This is a genomic window from Thermopetrobacter sp. TC1, assembly GCF_000746275.1.
Lineage (GTDB): Bacteria > Pseudomonadota > Alphaproteobacteria > Rhizobiales > Aestuariivirgaceae > Thermopetrobacter.
Genome location: NZ_JQKX01000003.1, coordinates 18,599 through 36,871 on the forward strand (window position 1 = coordinate 18,599; position 18,273 = coordinate 36,871).

Sequence of the window (18,273 nt, forward strand, 5' to 3'; positions counted from 1 at the left end):
AAAACCATGAGCACACCACGTGTGCATGTCACAGGATCATTGATCTTGTCGCCGTGGTGCAAAAGACCCAGGGAATTTACCGTTGGGGATCTGATCCATCCCCACTCCCACGTTCATGACCGGCCTTCGGGCCGGTCTTTTTTATGCACCGGTCTCGTGATTGCGGGGCACGTCATCACCACGCGAAAGGCTGTAACAGAAACAGGCCGGGCCGAGCATGAGCACCGAGTTCATTGCGCAACCAGCATTTTTCCTTGTCACGCGCCCTGCCTTTGCGCACAAAGAGCATGGCACCCGAAAGGCACATTTTTTGAGCTTTGCTTGAATGACAATGCAGGACACTGCGGCCGATCCCCCCTTGCAGGAGGCGCAACAAGCCCGAGGCTGTCCGCCGCTTGAGGGCGAAGTGGCACAAAAGCCCATGCGCATACGCGTCTCCTGGCGGCGTCCTGCGCACATGCTGCATTTTTCCCTGCATCACGCCCTGCTCAACCTTGTCACTCTCGGGCTCTATCATCCCTTCGGCAAGGCGGAACTGCGCCGCGTGCTCTGGCAGGCGGTGCGCATCAACGATGTGCCCTTGCGCTATACCGGAACGGGGCGCGAGCTTTTTGCCGGCTTTCTTGTCATGCTCGGGCCCTTCACGCTCATCGCCGCCCTCTGGCACGGCTTCGTGCGCGCTTCTTCCGGCAATGATCCCTGGCTTGCCGCGCTGTGGGGCATTCCCGCCGCCATTGCCGGATTCTGGATCAGGGCGCTTGCCCTGCACCTGGCCTGGGCCTTTCGCCTGCGCCGCACCCGCTGGTGCCATATCGGCGGCGGCCTGAGCGGAAACGCCCTCGCCTATGCCAATGCCTATCTCATCACCGGTCTTGTCGTGCTGCTCTCGCTTGGCCTCGCCTGGCCCTGGCGGCAGGTGCGCCTGCGCAAGATGCTGGTGGATGGCATGCATTTTGGCGGTGTGCGCTTTGCCCTGAATGCCGACTGGCGCGCGCTTTTGCCGCGCTTTCTTCCTCTTTGGCTCACAGGCGTGCCGGCGCTGGCCTGCGGCATCTGGCTCATTTCGGATCTCGCCCAGACCCGCTCGCTCCTCGCCACGCTCGCGCAACCTTCCGCCCTCGCCCTGGCGCTTGCCCTGCTTGTGCTCTTGCCGGCCCTGCTCTCCTACAAGGCGGAGGAGATCAACGTGCTTGTCAACGGCACGCGCATCGGCCCCTTGACCCTGCACATGACCATGACCCCCCGCAGCATGTTCCATCTGTTCCTGAAGCGGGCGGTGAAAATGCTGCTGTCCTTCGGGGTTCTGGCGCCGATGGTGCTGGCCGATGTTCTTGGCATTCTCGTCACTCATCTGAACGTGAAGGGAAAAATCATGCCCGCCGCCCTCAAGCCGCATGAGGAAACCGGCGAAGCCCCCGGCGAGGGCCTTGCCAGTCTCTTGCATATCGACGGTCTGTAATCGGTTTCGATCCCCCGGCACGGGGTGCTGAAAACATCACGAAGACGCTGCGCCTTTCGCCACCGTTCGCCGGTCGATGATGGTCACTTCCTTGCGCGGATAGGGAATGCGGATATCGTTTTCCTTCAGCGCATCCCAGATCAGAAACAGCACGTCGGAGGAAAACTTGTTCGGGCCGTCGTCGATGCCTTCGACCCAGAATTCCACGGCAAAGCGCACGCCGTATTCCCCGAATTCCCTGAGCTCGCAATCGGGTTTTTCCGGCTGTTGCAGGACACGGGGATGACGCGAGACCGCCTGTTCCACGATCTCCGGCACCTTGTGCAGGTCGGTCTCGTAATCGACGAGAAACTCCACCTCATAACGCTGGCGCGGATCGTCATGCGTCCAGTTGATGAAGCGGGTGGTGATGAACTTCTCGTTGGGAACGATGATCTCCTTGCCGTCAAAGGTCTCCAGCGTGGTTGAGCGCATGTTCACCTGCTTGACCACGCCCGCCTTGCCATCCTCCAGCTCGATGTAATCACCCACGGTGATCGAGCGCTCCAGCAGGATGATGATGCCGGAAATGAAATTGGCGGCGATCTGCTGCAGACCGAAGCCCAGGCCCACGCCAATGGCGCCGCCGAAAATGGCCAGGGCGGTGAGGTCCAGCCCCAGGACCTGCATGAGCAGAATGAAGATGACGGCATAAAGCGCAAGCTCAAACAGCTTGGCAAACAGCTCCCGCGTGGGCCTGTCCAGGCTCTCCTGCCGGCGGATCGCCCCCTGCCCCGCCTCGGTGGTGATGCGTCCCAGCCAGAAGAACAACCCGCCGAACACCGCCGCCTTGATCAGGAAGTAAAGCGACAGGCGGATATTGCCGACACTGAGGGAGATGCCATCCAGCACGCGCACCACATCGTCATACCAGCCGAAGACGTGCAGCGTGGCCACCGGAATACCCAGCCAGATGGCCAGCGTGCGCAGCATGGGATGGGTGATTGCGCGATCGATCGCTTCATAAAGCAGCCAGATCAGCGCGGCGGACTGCGCCAGCCGCACCAGCCATGACCGGCCCAGTGCCGCATCGGATACGGAAATGGCCACCGCCAGAAAGGCCACGGCCAGAAACGGCCAGAGAAGATCGCGAAAGCGCAAGAGAATCCGAATGAGTTTGGCAAGAAGTCCCTTCGCTCTGATCTCGGGGGCCTCACCAAAGAAAGGCACGCGCTTCTTGACAAGGCGCGCGGTGATCCAGGCCAGGATCAGGGCGATGAGAATGGCGGCGATCTGACCGTAGAACGCGGGAGAGGTGAACCAGGTGACGAGGCGGTCGATGACGACATCGCGCCACTCGGATAGCCGTGCCGTCCATGCGGAAAGAGAAGCCATGACCCGCCTGCCTGGAAATGTTCCTGACCGGGCATGATGACCGGAAGGAATACGGCGCGTTAGCCCTTCGGAATATGAAAATGGTGGGCGGTGACAGACTCGAACTGCCGACCCTCTCGGTGTAAACGAGATGCTCTACCAGCTGAGCTAACCGCCCACCCTCGCCGCATGTATTAGCGACAAACCCCGCTCTCTTCAACCCGCCGTCAGAACCCGGCACGTGCCCCCTTCATTTTGCGTGATCCCTGCGGCTGCGCAGCTGCGCCCAATTAAATTGCTTTATGCATTACGAGTGATTTTCACCATGAAGAAGGTGATTATTCACATGCCAAACTGATACTAAACAAATGTTTTCACCAAGGCATGCTTCCATCCTTGCCAAACTTGGAAGATAGCTATTTTTACTTGTCTAATCAATCACTTATACCATATCCGATCTTGTCCCGCATGCTAAACGACACATGCATCGTCATACCGTAGATCAGCCGGTATCTCAGGCCATTCACTCATGAGTTAGCGGCCCGAGCACACTACACGACACTTGTATCGTCATACCGGCGAAAGCCGGTATCTCAGGCCACAAACGCATGAGTTTGCGGCCCGAGACCCCGGCTTTCGCCGGGGTGACGAGAAAGATGGAAACGGTGTGTCGTGTAGTATGAAAGAAAGGCCCGTGCGCACGGGAAACTGCGCCTAGCACCCAGAGATCTTTTTAGCTCTTTCCTCCAAAGTCTCAATGAGGCCCATGCGCACGGGAAACTGCGCCTCCCTCTCTGTATCCCACTGATTTCAAAGAGCCTTTCGGGGTGTTTCGTCACCCCCCAGCCATTTTCGGCTGATTCGGGCACACTACTCTTCTTCTTATATAACTTCTTGCCACAAAATAGTCTTTATTTCAAGACGTTACGCATTTTGTCACCCCCCTGCCCACACTACACGACACTTATACCGTCATACCGGCGAAAGCCGGTATCTCAGGCCACAAATGCATGAGTTTGCGACCTGAGACCCCGGCTTTCGCCCATAGGTGTCCAATTAAATTGATTTGTGTGTTGCGAATGATTTCCGCTACGAAGAGCGTGATTAGTCACATGCTACGCAGATGCCTTTATCTAGGCATTCTTTCCCCCTTGCCCAAACTTGGGCGGTTGTTATTTTTGTTTTGAGTATCAACTACTTGCGTCATACCCGGGCTTGTCCCGGGTATCCAGGGGCGGTTTAAGCATATGGTGATGGCAGTCAAGAACGGTTCTACCGGGCTCTATCCTCAGAGAGGAACTTCCTTTCAAAAAGCATACGGTTCAGATCAAGCTTGTTGGTGAGCACCACCGCCCACCAAAAACACCTCATTCCTGGCCCTGGATTGCCGGGACAAGGCCCGGCAATGACGTTTTCTTGTGATTTATCAATGAGTTAAACAACAACCCCCTAGCTCATGGAAAGTCTTTTTTCCTCGGTCGATTTGGCGTCAACAGCACGCTTCCTGAATTTGCTTGGACAGGCATGGGCTTTCGCCGGGGTGACGAGAAAGATGGCAACGTTGTGTCGTGTAGTATGTTCATGGAAGGTATTTTCTTCTCAGCCGATTTAACAGCAACATCACGCTGCCTGAATTGATGTGCGACGGCGGGTTCATTCACGCAAAAAAGAGAGCGGGCCGAAACATGCCTGCTTCGGCCCGCTTCCCATTGGTTCGCATGGTTTGCGGCTGACCCTTCGGGCACTGATCCGGCCACGGGGCCAGGCCTGTATCATCACACGGCGGCTTAAGACTCCTCGGATCCGGCCTCGGCAGTGTCGCCGGCGCCGCCTTGTGCCTCGGCATCGGATGCCGGCGTCTCCGCCGGAGGCAGGGCCGCCGCCTCCGCCGCGGCCAGCTCCTGCGCCCGCTTCTCCGCGGCCTTGCGCTTCTCCTCGAGGATGAGGCGATCGCGCTTCTCCGCGATCTGGCGGAAGCGCCGGATCATGCCGCCGGTGCCGGCGGGAATCAGCCGCCCGACGATCACGTTCTCCTTTAAGCCCTCTAGGCGGTCCACCTTGCCCTGCACGGCCGCTTCCGTAAGCACGCGGGTAGTCTCCTGGAAGGAGGCCGCCGAGATGAAGGAGCGCGTCTGCAGTGAGGCCTTGGTGATGCCGAGAAGCACAGGATTGGCTTGCGCCGGCTTCTTGCCCTCCTTCTCCAGCTTCTCGTTGATCTCCTGCAGCTCCCAGCGGTCCACCTGTTCGCCGACCAGGAAGTCGGTATCGCCCGGATCGGTGATCTCCACCTTCTGCAGCATCTGGCGCACGATCACCTCGATGTGCTTGTCGTTGATCGTCACGCCCTGCAGGCGATAGACCTCCTGGATCTCGTTGATCAGGTAGAGCGCCAGCTCCTCCACGCCCTTGATGGCCAGGATGTCCTGCGGCGCCGGATGGCCATCGAGCAGGTATTCACCCTTCTCGATGATATCGCCTTCCTGCACCTGCAGGTGCTTGCCCTTCGGGATGAGGTATTCCACCGGCTCCTCGTTGGGATCCAGCGGCACGATGCGGATGCGCCGCTTGTTCTTGTAGTCGCGGCCGAATTCCACCCGCCCCGTGACCTCGGCGATAATGGCGTGATCCTTGGGCCGGCGCGCCTCGAACAGCTCCGCCACCCGCGGCAGACCGCCGGTGATGTCGCGCGTCTTGGCGCTCTCCAGCGGGATGCGCGCCAGCGTATCGCCCGCCTTGACCTTGTCCCCGGGCGAGACGTTCAGCACCGCATCCACCGAGAGCAGATAGCGCGCCTCGCCGCCGCGCTTGAGCTTCTTCACATTGCCGTCCTCGTCCTTGATGACGATGGCCGGCTTCAGCTTGGCGCCGCGCGGTGTGGAGCGCCAGTCGATGACCACGCGCTTGGTGATACCGGTGGATTCGTCCGTCACCTCGTGAACGGACACGCCCTCCACCACATCCTCGAAATCGACGATGCCCTCGGCCTCGGTGAGGATGGGCCGCGTGTGCGGATCCCACTCGGCCAGCTTGGTGCCGCGCTTGATGGCCTCGCCGTCCTTCACCAGCAGCTTGCCGCCGAAGGGCAGCTTGTGAATGGCCCGCTCGTTGCCATGCTCATCCACGATGGCGAGCTGCATGTTGCGGCCCATGATGATCACATCGCCGTTGGAGTTCACGGCGGTGTTCTCGTTGATGAGCTTCACGGTGCCGTCATAGTTGGCCTCGATGAAGCTCTCGGAGACCACCTGCGCCGTGCCGCCGATGTGGAAGGTGCGCATGGTCAGCTGCGTGCCCGGCTCGCCGATGGACTGCGCGGCGATCACACCCACCGCCTCGCCCAGGTTCACCGGCGTGCCGCGGGCAAGATCGCGGCCATAGCACTTGGCGCACACGCCATAGGGCGTCTCGCAGGTGAGCACGGAGCGGATGCGGATCTCCTGGATGTTGGCGGCATCGATCTTGGCCACCGCCTCCTCGTCGATCTCCTCGTTCTTCTTGACGATGACCTCGCCGGTCTTGGGATCGACCACATCCTCCGCCGCCGTGCGCCCCAGCACGCGCTCGCCCAGCGAGACGGTCACCTCGCCGGATTCGATCACCGGCCGCGCCGTGATCGAGGCCTCGGTGCCGCAGTCCTCCTCCAGCACGATGCAGTCCTGCGCCACATCGACGAGACGACGGGTGAGATAGCCGGAGTTGGCCGTCTTCAGCGCGGTGTCGGCCAGGCCCTTGCGGGCGCCGTGCGTGGAGTTGAAGTACTCCAGCACGCTCAAGCCCTCCTTGAAGTTGGAGATGATCGGCGTCTCGATGATCTCGCCGGAGGGCTTGGCCATCAGGCCACGCATGCCGGCCAGCTGCTTCATCTGCGCGGGCGAGCCGCGGGCGCCGGAATGGGCCATCATGTAGATGGAGTTGATGGGCTTCTCCCGGCCGGTCTCCTCATCGATCTGCACCGCGGAGATGCGGGTCATCATCTCCTCGGCCACCTTGTCGGTGCACTTCGCCCAGGCGTCCACCACCTTGTTGTACTTCTCGCCCTGGGTGATGAGGCCGTCGATGTACTGCTGCTCGTATTCCTTGACCAGCTTGCGGGTCTCCTCAACGAGCTTCTCCTTGGTATCCGGCACGACCATGTCGTCCTTGCCGAAGGAGATGCCCGCCTTGCAGGCATAGGAGAAGCCAAGGCCCATGATGCGGTCGCAGAAGATGACCGTGTCCTTCTGACCGCAATGGCGGTAGACGGCATCGATCATCTTCGAGATTTCCTTCTTGGTGAGCAGCTTGTTGCACAGATCCAGCGTAATGCCCGGCTTCTTCGGCAGCAGCTCGCCGATCTTCATGCGGCCCGGCGTCGTCTCATAGATCTTGGTGACCTCGTTGCCTTCTTCGTCCACCTCGGTGAAGCGGGCCTTGATCTTGGCATGCAGGGTCACCGCGCCGGTCTCCAGCGCATGCTCGATCTCGGCCATGGACGAGAAGGCCATGCCCTCGCCGGGCTCGTTCTTGCGCACCTGCGAGAGATAATAGAGGCCCAGCACGATGTCCTGCGACGGCACGATGATCGGCGAACCGTTGGCCGGGTGCAGGATGTTGTTGGTGGACATCATCAGCACCCGCGCCTCAAGCTGCGCCTCAAGCGACAGCGGCACGTGCACCGCCATCTGGTCGCCGTCGAAGTCGGCGTTGAAGGCCGCGCACACCAGCGGATGCAGCTGAATGGCCTTGCCCTCGATCAGCACCGGCTCGAAGGCCTGAATGCCCAGGCGATGCAGCGTCGGCGCGCGGTTGAGCAGCACGGGGTGCTCGCGGATCACCTGATCGAGCACGTCCCACACCTCGGGCTTTTCGCGCTCGACCATCTTCTTGGCCTGCTTCACCGTCGCCGCCAGCCCCTTCTTCTCCAGCTGCGAGTAGATGAAGGGCTTGAACAGCTCCAGCGCCATCTTCTTGGGCAGGCCGCACTGATGCAGCTTCAGCTCCGGGCCCACCACGATCACCGAACGGCCGGAGTAGTCCACGCGCTTGCCCAGCAGGTTCTGGCGGAAGCGGCCCTGCTTGCCCTTCAGCATGTCGGCGAGCGACTTCAGCGGCCGCTTGTTGGCGCCGGTGATCACCCGGCCGCGGCGCCCGTTGTCAAACAGGGCGTCCACCGCCTCCTGCAGCATGCGCTTCTCATTGCGGATGATGATGTCCGGCGCCTTCAGCTCGATCAGCCGCTTCAAGCGGTTGTTGCGGTTGATCACGCGGCGGTAGAGATCGTTGAGATCGGAGGTGGCGAAGCGCCCGCCATCCAGCGGCACCAGCGGCCTGAGCTCCGGCGGGATCACCGGGATCACCGTCATGATCATCCACTCGGGCCGGTTGCCGGAATGGATGAAGGCCTCCACCACCTTCAGCCTTTTGGCCAGCTTCTTAGTGATGATGTCGGACTTCGATTCCGCGATCTGCTGCTTCAGCTCATCCCGCAGCTTCTCCAGATCGATGGCGGCCAGCATGTCGCGGATGGCCTCCGCGCCGATGCCGGCGGTGAAGGCGTCCGGCCCGTATTTCTCCTGGGCGTCGAGGTATTCCTCCTCGGAAATCAGCTGCCCCTTGTCGAAATGGGTCATGCCCGGCTCGATCACCACGTAGCTCTCGAAATAGAGCACGCGCTCAATATCCTTGAGCATCATGTCGAGCATCAGGCCGATGCGGCTGGGCAGCGACTTCAGGAACCAGATGTGCGCCACCGGAGCGGCAAGCTCAATGTGGCCCATGCGCTCGCGCCGCACCTTGGACAGGGTCACCTCCACGCCGCACTTCTCGCAGATGATGCCCTTGTATTTCATCCGCTTGTACTTGCCGCACAAGCATTCGTAGTCCTTCACCGGACCGAAGATGCGCGCGCAGAACAGGCCGTCGCGCTCCGGCTTGAAGGTGCGGTAATTGATGGTCTCCGGCTTTTTCACCTCGCCGTAGGACCAGGAGAGGATCTTCTCCGGCGATGCGATGCCGATGCGGATGGCATCGAACTGTTCGGGCTGTCCGCCGGGGTTGAAGAGGTTCATCACTTCCTGGTGCATCGCACTTGCTCTCCCAAGCTGGCCCGTCATCTCCGGCGCCCCTTAGCGCCCCTGCGGGCCTCAATCATCATCTTTTTAGATCCCAAGCCTCAGTACCGGTGCCGTCATCAGCCGGCCGCAACACTCACCGATAACCCGGATCGGCCGTTTTCATTTTTGGCACCGGCCGGACAGGGCATTCATTTTTGCCCTGCCCGGCTTTCGCGTCATGATCCTTGCGCCACACTTGCTACTTCCCGCGAAGGCCCCGGTGCTTCCAAGCGCTCTCCCTTCCCCGTCAGGGCTCAAGGGAGAAGGCGCCAGGCCCTGTGCGGGTGTCAGGATTTCTCCTCCTCGCGCTCGGAGACGAGCTCCACATCCAGGCCGAGCGAACGCATCTCCTTGACCAGCACGTTGAAGCTCTCCGGAATGCCGGCCTCGAAGGTGTCGTCGCCGCGCACGATGGCCTCGTAGACCTTCGTGCGCCCGGCCACGTCGTCGGACTTGACCGTGAGCATCTCCTGCAGCGTGTAGGCCGCGCCATAGGCCTCCAGCGCCCACACCTCCATCTCGCCAAAGCGCTGGCCGCCAAACTGCGCCTTGCCGCCCAGCGGCTGCTGCGTGACCAGCGAGTACGGGCCGATGGAGCGGGCGTGGATCTTGTCGTCCACCAGGTGGTGCAGCTTAAGCATGTAGATGCGGCCCACCGTCACCGGCCGGTCGAAGGGCTCGCCGGTGCGCCCGTCATAGAGGGTGACCTGCCCGGTGGTATCCAGGCCCGCCTTTTCCAGCATGCGGTTGATATCTTCCTCCTTGGCGCCGTCGAACACCGGCGAGGCCATCGGCACGCCGTTGCGCAAAAGCTTGGCCATCTCGATGAGCTCGTCATCGGAGGCGTTGCGGATCTGCTCCTGCTCCTCCGGGTTCTCGTAAATGTCGAGAAGCTGCTCGCGCAGGGCCTTGATCGCCTCCTCCCTGTGCTCGGCGTTCCACTGATCCAGCAGGGCGGCGATCTTCTTGCCCAGGCCTTCCGCGGCCCAGCCCAGATGCGTCTCCAGGATCTGGCCCACGTTCATGCGCGAGGGCACGCCCAGAGGATTGAGCACGATGTCCACCGGCGTGCCGTCCTCGAGGAACGGCATGTCCTCCTCCGGCAGAATGCGCGAGACCACGCCCTTGTTGCCGTGACGGCCGGCCATCTTGTCACCCGGCTGGATCTTGCGCTTGATGGCCACAAAGACCTTGACCATCTTCATCACGCCGGGCGGCAGCTCATCACCGCGCTGCAGCTTCTCCACCTTGTCGAGGAAACGCTCCTCCAGCCGCTTGCGCGAATCCTCATACTGGCGGCGCATGGCCTCCAGCTCGGCGGTGGCATTGCCGTCGGCCAGGGCGATGTCCCACCACTTGGACTGCGGAATGGCCTCCAGCACCTCCTCGGTGATCTCGCCCTTCACCTTGTGGCCCTTCGGCCCGCTCACCGCCTCCTTGCCGATGAGGAATTCCTTCAGCCGCGTATAGGTGTTGCGGTTGAGGATGTTCAGCTCATCATCACGGTCGCGGGCCAGGCGCTCGATCTCCTCGCGCTCAATGGCCAGCGCGCGCTCATCCTTCTCCACGCCATGGCGGTTGAACACGCGCACTTCCACCACCGTGCCCGAAACACCCGGCGGCACGCGCAAGGATGTATCGCGCACATCCGCCGCCTTCTCGCCGAAGATGGCGCGCAGAAGCTTCTCCTCCGGCGTCATCGGGCTTTCGCCCTTCGGCGTGACCTTGCCGACGAGGATGTCACCCGGCTTCACCTCGGCACCGATGTAGACGATGCCGGCTTCGTCCAGGTTCTTCAGCGCCTCCTCGCCGACGTTGGGAATGTCGCGCGTGATCTCCTCCGGCCCCAGCTTGGTGTCCCGCGCCATCGTGTCGAATTCCTCGATGTGGATCGAGGTATAGACGTCATCCTTCACGATGCGCTCGGACAGCAGGATGGAGTCCTCGAAGTTGTAGCCGTTCCAGGGCATGAAGGCGACAAGCACGTTCTGGCCAAGCGCCAGCTCGCCCAGATCCGTGGAAGGCCCATCGGCAATGATGTCGCCGGCCTTCACGTAATCGCCCTTGTTCACCAGCGGCCGCTGGTTGATGCAGGTGTCCTGGTTGGAGCGCTGGAACTTGCGCAGGTTGTAAATGTCCACGCCCGGCTTGGTCGGGTCGGTCTCCTCCGTGGCGCGGATGACGATGCGCCGTGCGTCCACCTGATCGACGATGCCGGAGCGCTTGGCGATAACCGCCGCGCCGGAATCCCGCGCCACGCGCGCTTCCATGCCGGTGCCCACCAGCGGGGCCGAAGCCTTCAGAAGCGGCACCGCCTGCCGCTGCATGTTGGAGCCCATTAGCGCGCGGTTGGCGTCGTCGTTTTCCAGGAACGGAATGAGCGAGGCCGCCACCGACACGATCTGCTTCGGGCTCACGTCGCAGAACTCCACCATGGAGGACGGCACCATGGTCACATCGCCCTTGTGGCGCACCGGCACCATCTCCTCGATGATGCGGCCGTCCTTGTCGGTCTTCACGTTGGCCTGGGCGATGTGATAGCGGCTTTCCTCCATGGCCGTCATGTAGACGACCTCATCGGTCACCTTGCCGTCCACCACTTTGCGGTAGGGCGTTTCGATGAAGCCGTACTTGTTCACCCGCGCGAAGGTGGCCAGCGAGTTGATCAGACCGATGTTCGGGCCTTCCGGCGTCTCGATCGGGCAGATGCGGCCGTAATGGGTGGGATGCACGTCGCGCACCTCAAAGCCCGCGCGCTCGCGCGTCAGGCCACCCGGACCCAGGGCCGAGAGACGCCGCTTGTGCGTGATCTCGGACAGCGGGTTGGTCTGGTCCATGAACTGCGACAGCTGCGAGGATCCGAAGAACTCGCGCACGGCCGCCGCCGCCGGCTTGGCGTTGATGAGATCGTGCGGCATCACCGTGTCGATATCCACCGCGCTCATCCGCTCCTTGATGGCGCGCTCCATGCGCACCAGGCCCACGCGATACTGATTCTCCATCAGCTCGCCCACGGAGCGCACGCGGCGGTTGGAGAGGTTGTCGATATCATCGATCTCGCCATGGCCGTCGCGCAGCTCATGCAGGGTCTTGACCACGGCCAGGATGTCCTCCTTGCGCAGCACGCGCACATCATCCGGCACATCCAGCCCCAGCCGCATGTTCATCTTCACGCGGCCCACCGCGGAAAGATCATAGCGCTCCGGATCGAAGAACAGCGAATGGAACAACGCCTCCGCCGCCTCGCGGGTCGGCGGCTCGCCCGGGCGCAGCACGCGGTAGATCTCCAGGAGCGCCTGCTCGTAGTTCTCCACCTTGTCGGCCTTGAGCGTGTTGCGGATGTAGGCGCCGGTGTTGACGTGATCGATGTCGAGAATGCGGATCTCCTTGAAGCCCGCCTCCCTCAGCTGCTGCAGCCGCTCAGGGTTGAGCTCCTCGCCGGCCTCGCCATAGATCTCGCCAGTCTTGGGGTTGACCAGCTCATCGGCGAGGAATTCGCCGGTGAGATCCTCATCCGTCAGCAGAAGCTCCTTCAAGCCCTCTTCCGCCGCCTTGCGCGCCCGCCGCGGCGTGATCTTCTGCCCGGCCTTGAACACCACCTCGCCGGTATCGGCATCGATGAGGTCATGCTTGGGCTTCAAGCCCTTGAAGCGGTCGGGTTTGAAGGGCGTGCGCCAGCCCTTCTTCTTCTCGTCCCACTTCAGGGTGATCGTGTCATAGAAGTAATGCAGGATCTCCTCGCCATCCATGCCCAGGGCATAAAGCAGCGTGGTGACGGGGAGCTTGCGGCGCCGGTCGATGCGCACATGGATGATGTCCTTGGCGTCGAATTCGAAATCGAGCCAGGAGCCGCGATAGGGAATGATGCGCGCCGCAAACAGCAGCTTGCCGGAAGCGTGGGTCTTGCCCTTGTCGTGATCAAAGAACACGCCCGGCGAGCGATGCATCTGCGAAACGATGACGCGCTCGGTGCCGTTGATGATGAAGGTGCCGTTGGGCGTCATCAGCGGGATGTCGCCCATGTAGACGTCCTGCTCCTTGATGTCCTTGACCGACTTCGCCTCCGTGTCCGGATCGATCTCGAAGACGATCAGGCGCAGCGTCACTTTCAGCGGCGCGGCATAGGTCATGCCCCGCTGCTGGCATTCCTCGACGTCATACTTGGGCGGCTCGAATTCGTAACGGACGAATTCCATCATCGCCTGGCCGGAATAGTCGGTGATCGGAAACACCGACTTGAACACGGCCTGCAGGCCCACGTCCTTGCGTTCCTCGGGCGGAACGTCCATCTGCAGGAACTGATCATAGGATTCGCGCTGAACCTCGATGAGGTTCGGCATGTCGGCCACCTCGCGGATGCGGCCGAAATTCTTGCGGATGCGCTTCAGTCGGGTCATGGACTGCGTCGTGGACTGCGACATGTCGTTTCCCTGTGTGATCGACGTCAAGATGTGAGTGTTCGCCCTGCTGCGTCTTTTTGTGCGGCATGCATCAGCCGCCCGCCGCTGCGGCCCGCTCCGTCAGCATAATTGCTGAACGGATGCACACAGGCCGCCAATGCCAAGAGGACGGCTTGCCGCCCCTCCCGCCGGCTGGGGCGGGAAGAGTGGAAAGCCGTCTGATGAAAGTTACGTCCCATCGTGCCGTTGCGTGAGCACCTGCCCGTGTCATCAGGCGATCATTGCGCCTGCCTGCCGCATCATCATCGCTGCCCCGGGCCGCGCCGCGATCCTTTTAAGCCGCCTCAGCGCCGCCACATGGGCGAAGAAGCCTGGTGTCCGGAACACCGGCTGCATGCGCAAAACCGGCGTTCCGGACCCGGATGGCCATGGATTACTTGACCTCGACGGTGGCGCCAGCCTCCTCGAGCTTCTTCTTGATCTCCTCGGCCTCCTCCTTGGAGACGCCTTCCTTGACGGTGCCGCCCTTCTCCACCAGCTCCTTGGCCTCCTTCAGGCCCAGGCCGGTGATGGCGCGCACTTCCTTGATGACGTTGATCTTCTTGTCGCCGTGGTTGACGAGCACCACGTCGAACTCGGTCTTCTCCTCGCCACCGGCCTCGCCGCCGGCCGCAGCGCCGGCCACCGCGGCCACCGCCACCGGCGCCGCCGCGGACACGCCCCACTTCTCCTCGAGCATCTTGGCCAGCTCGGCGGCCTCAAGAACGGTCAGGGAGGACAGCTCCTCAACAATCTTCTCCAGATCAGCCATCGTTCGTTTTCCTCACACGTTTCCGGTTTGAACCCGTAGTTTCGTTTCATCCGGCCTCCGGCGCCGCGCCGGAAAGCCCTTCGCGTGTCGTATCTGCCTGATGGCCTCAGGCAGCCTGCTCCTGTTCGGCACGCGCCTTGAGCACCCGGGCCAGCTGACCCGCCGGCGCCTGCGCCACGCTGGCCAGCTTCTGGGCCGGGGCCTGAATGAGGCCGATGAGCTTCGCCCGCAGCTCGTCCAGCGACGGCAGCTCGGCCAGAGCCTTCACGCCCTGCTCATCGAGCACGGACGCTTCCAGGGCACCGCCAAGAATAACGAGCTTCTCGTTCTTCTTGGCGAACTCGACGACGATCTTCGGCGCGACCACCGGGTCGTCCGAATAGAAGAGCACCGTCGGCCCCTGCAGCAGATCGGCCAGAGCCTCCTTCGGCGTGCCTTTCAGAGCAAGCTTGGCAAGGCGGTTCTTGGCCACCTTCACGGAGCCGCCCGCCTCGTACATGCGGTTGCGAAGATCGGTGATCTCCGCGACCGTCAGGCCGAGATTGTGGGCCACCACCACGGCAGGCTTCGTTGCGAAGACCTCCCGCAGGAAGGCGACCACTTCACGTTTCTTGGCTCTCTCCACTTGCTCTCTCCTCTCAGTGATCCCCGAACGGTCGAAACCTCTCGGTCCGGGAACCCCGGTTGGACACGCCGCGCCGGCCTCTTCGCATCCGCCCCGGCGCTGCCGGCATCGCCGCCGGACAGGCCAGGACCCGAAAAGAGCCGGTCACGGCATTTCTGGCCTGTCCGCGAGCATCTCGGAACGAAACCGCATCATGCGCCTTCGTTCCCGGTTCAAACCGGACATGCGCGACAGCCCACGCCTTTTCGGGCTGCGCCCTCCCCTCACGCTTTCCCGGCCGCCACACCGGCCGGCGCAAACGCGACAAGGGAGACACATCCGTTTTGACCCCATCTCGTGCAGGCCGGCAAAGTTTCAGGGGAAAATCCGGCATCACCTGAAGTCAGGCCGAACCCCGGTCTTTGCCGTTTAAGCGCCCTTTCCGTCAGCCTTCCGGTGTGTTCATCGAGCGATCGCCGCGCCGATAAACCCAGACAGATCAGGCGCACCTGCAGTCTCGGACAGGACCCACCTTCCGCCGCCAGCGCCTGCCCTGTCAGGCCAAGGACGCCAGCAGCGGAAGGAATTCTTCCTGGATGGTTCCGCGAGATTTCCCCGCCAAACCATCAGTTACTCATGGAGCTGAAAGATCAATGCCTTATCGCCAGTCTTTCATGCTCCACATCAACACAATGCCTCAGCCGGTGATCGAGGCCAGATCCACCTGCAGCCCCGGCCCCATGGTGGAGGACAGGGAGACCTTCTTCACATAAGTGCCCTTGGCCCCTTCCGGCTTGGCCTTGATCACGGCATCGACGAAGGCCTTGACGTTCTCGGCGATCTTGTCCTCGTCGAAGCTGACCTTGCCCACGCCCGCGTGCACGATGCCGGCCTTCTCCACGCGGAACTCCACCGAGCCCGCCTTCGCGGCCTTCACCGCCTCGGCCACGTTGGGCGTCACCGTACCCACCTTCGGGTTCGGCATCAGGCCGCGCGGGCCCAGGATCTTGCCGAGCCGGCCCACCAGCGGCATCATGTCCGGCGTGGCGATGGCGCGATCGAAATCGATCTCGCCGTTCTGAACCTTCTCCACGAGGTCCTCCGCGCCGACGATGTCCGCACCGGCGGCCTTGGCCTCCTCGGCCTTCTCGCCCTTGGCGAAGACCGCCACCCGCATCTCCTTGCCGGTGCCGGCCGGCAGCTGCACCACGCCACGCACCATCTGATCGGCATGGCGCGGATCAACGCCGAGGTTCATGGCCACTTCCACCGTCTCGTCGAACTTCGCCGAAGCCGTCTCCTTCAGGAGCTTGATGGCCTCATCAAGGCTGTAGACCTTGCGCCGGTCCACCTTCTCGTAGATCTTGCGCAGACGCTTCCCGTGCTTTGCCATGGCCCTCACTCCACGATTTCCAGGCCCATGGAGCGGGCCGACCCTTCGATGATGCGCATGGCCGCGTCCAGATCGCGGGCGTTGAGATCCTTCATCTTCGCCTCGGCGATCTCGCGGATCTGCGCCTTCGTCACCTTGCCGACGAGATTGCGGCCGGGCTCCTGCGAGCCCTTGTCGATGCCGGCGGCCTTCTTCAGATACCAGGAGGCCGGCGGCGTCTTCATCTCGAAAGTGAACGACTTGTCCTGGTAGATGGTCACCACCACCGGGATTGGCGCGCCCTGCTCCATGTTCTGCGTCGCCGCATTGAAGGCCTTGCAGAACTCCATGATGTTCAGGCCGCGCTGACCCAGCGCCGGACCGATGGGCGGCGAGGGATTGGCCTGCCCCGCCGGCACCTGCATCTTCAGGTAGCCTTCGATTTTCTTGGCCATCGTTCCTCTTTCCCTTCATGGCGACGGCGCCCGCTCAGACGAACGAACAGCCGCCGCGATTGAAGTTCCGTGGTGCGGCTCCGAAAAGAGCGATGGCGCATCCCTTTCCGGAAAGCCTCCCACGCCTCTCAAAATCACCGGGCCTGCAACCGGCGATCATCCCGCCGCCGGCCCGGCTACGGTCAGGATTTCTTCTCCACCTGACCGAATTCCAGATCCACCGGCGTTTCGCGCCCGAAGATGGAAACCGCCACCTTCAGCCGTCCGCGATCGGGATCGACCTCTTCCACCACCCCCTCGAAGGAGGCAAACGGCCCGTCGATCACCTTCACCGGCTCGCCGATCTCGAAGGAGACGGTGGTCTTTGGCTTCTCCACCCCCTCCTTGACCAGACCGAGGATGCGGTTGGCCTCCTCCTCGGAGATGGGAATGGGCTTGTTGCCGCGATCGGAACCGAGAAAGCCGGTGACATAGGGCGTGTTCTTGATCAGATGGAAGGCCTGGTCGGTCATGTCCATCTTCACCAGCACATAGCCGGGGAAGAACCGCCGCTTCGTCTTCACCTTGCGCCCGCGGCGCACCTCCACCACTTCCTCGGTGGGCACCAGCACTTCCTCGAACAGATGCGCAAGCCCGCGCGTCTCCGCCTGATGCCGGATCTCTTCGGCCACCTTTTCCTCGAAGTTGGAGTAGGTGTGCACGATGTACCAGCGCTTAGCCATGGATCGGAAATCCCGCCTGTCGTGACAAGAACCCTGAAAACACCCTGACCGCTGCCAAAGGCGAAGCGCGATGCCTGCCCCGCGGCGCCCGGGCGCGCAATGAGCCTCACTGTCCGTAAATGACGAATTGCACCACCTTGTGCAGGATGGCGTCGACCACGAAGAAGAACAGGGCCGTCAGCGCCACCATCAGCAACACCATGACGGTGGTGATGATGGTCTCGTTGCGGCTGGGCCAGGTCACCTTGGCCATTTCCTGCCGCACCTCGCGAATGAACTGGAAAGGATTGAACGCCTTGGCCGCCATGCCCTGAACCGAGCCTCCCTGCATCCTTCACATCAAAGCCCGGCCGCCCCGTTCCGGTCCGGCCCGCCTGAAACCTCCTGCCGCACCCTCGAACTTCAGGCCGCCCGCCTTAAAGATTCCGTCGCCTTTTCGATTCTGCCGCCGCTATCGTCCGCCCTGTTGCCGCCCCGGCGCGCCGGCAAGCGCCATTCAAGCCGGATTTCCCTGACGAATCAGACACTTGCCAGACACAAAAACCGGCGCCCCGCAGACACATCTCGTGTGATGCGGGACGCGTCAACAAGACGGACCGGCTCGTTTGCGCGCAACCTAGCCGAAAGCCCGCGCCATGGCAAGAGCCTCCGTGAAGGCCTGCGCTTTCAGGATGCGAGCGCCTTGCCCAGGCGCTTCATCCGAGCCCTCGCCCGGGCTCTGCCCCTTGACCATTAGCCTGCACGATCAGACGCGAGCCCAGGGTGCGGAAGAGAAGGAAATGGCAGGGGCGGAGGGACTCGAACCCCCGACCTGCGGTTTTGGAGACCGCTGCTCTACCAACTGAGCTACACCCCTGCAGGATCTCGCGCGGCGGACAGGATAGCGAATCACGTCCGCCGCGCAAGACCTTTACTCGATGATTTCGGAGACGACGCCGGCGCCGACGGTGCGGCCGCCCTCGCGGATGGCGAAGCGCAGGCGCTCCTCCATGGCGATCGGCGCAA

At 62.3% G+C, this 18,273-nt stretch carries 11 protein-coding genes and 2 tRNA genes; 1 reads left to right on the forward strand and 12 read right to left on the reverse strand.

Annotated features, from left to right (window positions below; genetic code table 11):
- Nucleotides 1-331: 331 nt before the first annotated feature.
- Nucleotides 332-1,459, forward strand: coding sequence for a DUF898 family protein (locus tag EK16_RS00435; RefSeq protein ID WP_038033520.1), 1,128 nt, complete (start codon nucleotides 332-334; stop codon nucleotides 1,457-1,459).
- Between the two features lie 36 nt (nucleotides 1,460-1,495).
- Here the strand turns inward: EK16_RS00435 and EK16_RS00440 are convergent, their stop codons facing one another.
- The 12 genes from EK16_RS00440 to EK16_RS12575 form a co-directional block, all read right to left on the reverse strand.
- Complete coding sequence (locus EK16_RS00440) at nucleotides 1,496-2,833, reverse strand: mechanosensitive ion channel family protein (RefSeq protein WP_051928703.1); 1,338 nt, start codon at nucleotides 2,831-2,833, stop codon at nucleotides 1,496-1,498.
- A gap of 81 nt (nucleotides 2,834-2,914) precedes the next feature.
- Nucleotides 2,915-2,990, reverse strand: a tRNA-Val gene (locus tag EK16_RS00445).
- A gap of 1,609 nt (nucleotides 2,991-4,599) precedes the next feature.
- On the reverse strand, nucleotides 4,600-8,874 hold the full coding sequence (gene rpoC / locus EK16_RS00450) for a DNA-directed RNA polymerase subunit beta' (protein WP_051928704.1): 4,275 nt from the start codon (nucleotides 8,872-8,874) through the stop codon (nucleotides 4,600-4,602).
- Between the two features lie 317 nt (nucleotides 8,875-9,191).
- Entirely contained in the window at nucleotides 9,192-13,325 is a 4,134-nt protein-coding gene (gene rpoB, locus EK16_RS00455) for a DNA-directed RNA polymerase subunit beta (protein WP_038033523.1), read from the reverse strand.
- Nucleotides 13,326-13,737: 412 nt separating this feature from the next.
- Nucleotides 13,738-14,115 (reverse strand): 50S ribosomal protein L7/L12, encoded by a 378-nt coding sequence (rplL, locus tag EK16_RS00460; RefSeq protein ID WP_038033525.1) that lies wholly within the window; start codon nucleotides 14,113-14,115, stop codon nucleotides 13,738-13,740.
- Between the two features lie 106 nt (nucleotides 14,116-14,221).
- Nucleotides 14,222-14,740, reverse strand: coding sequence for a 50S ribosomal protein L10 (gene rplJ / locus EK16_RS00465; protein WP_038033527.1), 519 nt, complete (start codon nucleotides 14,738-14,740; stop codon nucleotides 14,222-14,224).
- A gap of 676 nt (nucleotides 14,741-15,416) precedes the next feature.
- Entirely contained in the window at nucleotides 15,417-16,112 is a 696-nt protein-coding gene (rplA, locus tag EK16_RS00470; RefSeq protein WP_038033530.1) for a 50S ribosomal protein L1, read from the reverse strand.
- A gap of 5 nt (nucleotides 16,113-16,117) precedes the next feature.
- A complete protein-coding gene (gene rplK / locus EK16_RS00475) occupies nucleotides 16,118-16,546 on the reverse strand; it encodes a 50S ribosomal protein L11 (protein WP_038033532.1) in 429 nt (142 codons plus the stop codon).
- 182 nt (nucleotides 16,547-16,728) lie between these two features.
- Nucleotides 16,729-17,268, reverse strand: a complete 540-nt coding sequence (gene nusG, locus EK16_RS00480) for a transcription termination/antitermination protein NusG (protein ID WP_038033533.1) — start codon at nucleotides 17,266-17,268, stop codon at nucleotides 16,729-16,731.
- Between the two features lie 106 nt (nucleotides 17,269-17,374).
- The gene (secE, locus tag EK16_RS00485) at nucleotides 17,375-17,575 is read right to left on the reverse strand and encodes a preprotein translocase subunit SecE (RefSeq protein ID WP_038033556.1); all 201 of its coding nucleotides are present in this window, start codon (nucleotides 17,573-17,575) and stop codon (nucleotides 17,375-17,377) included.
- A gap of 473 nt (nucleotides 17,576-18,048) precedes the next feature.
- Nucleotides 18,049-18,124: transfer RNA gene (locus EK16_RS00490), tRNA-Trp, on the reverse strand.
- Nucleotides 18,125-18,178: 54 nt separating this feature from the next.
- The coding region (locus EK16_RS12575) for an EF-Tu C-terminal domain-related protein (RefSeq protein WP_081910107.1) at nucleotides 18,179-18,273 on the reverse strand (95 nt) is incomplete at its 5' end.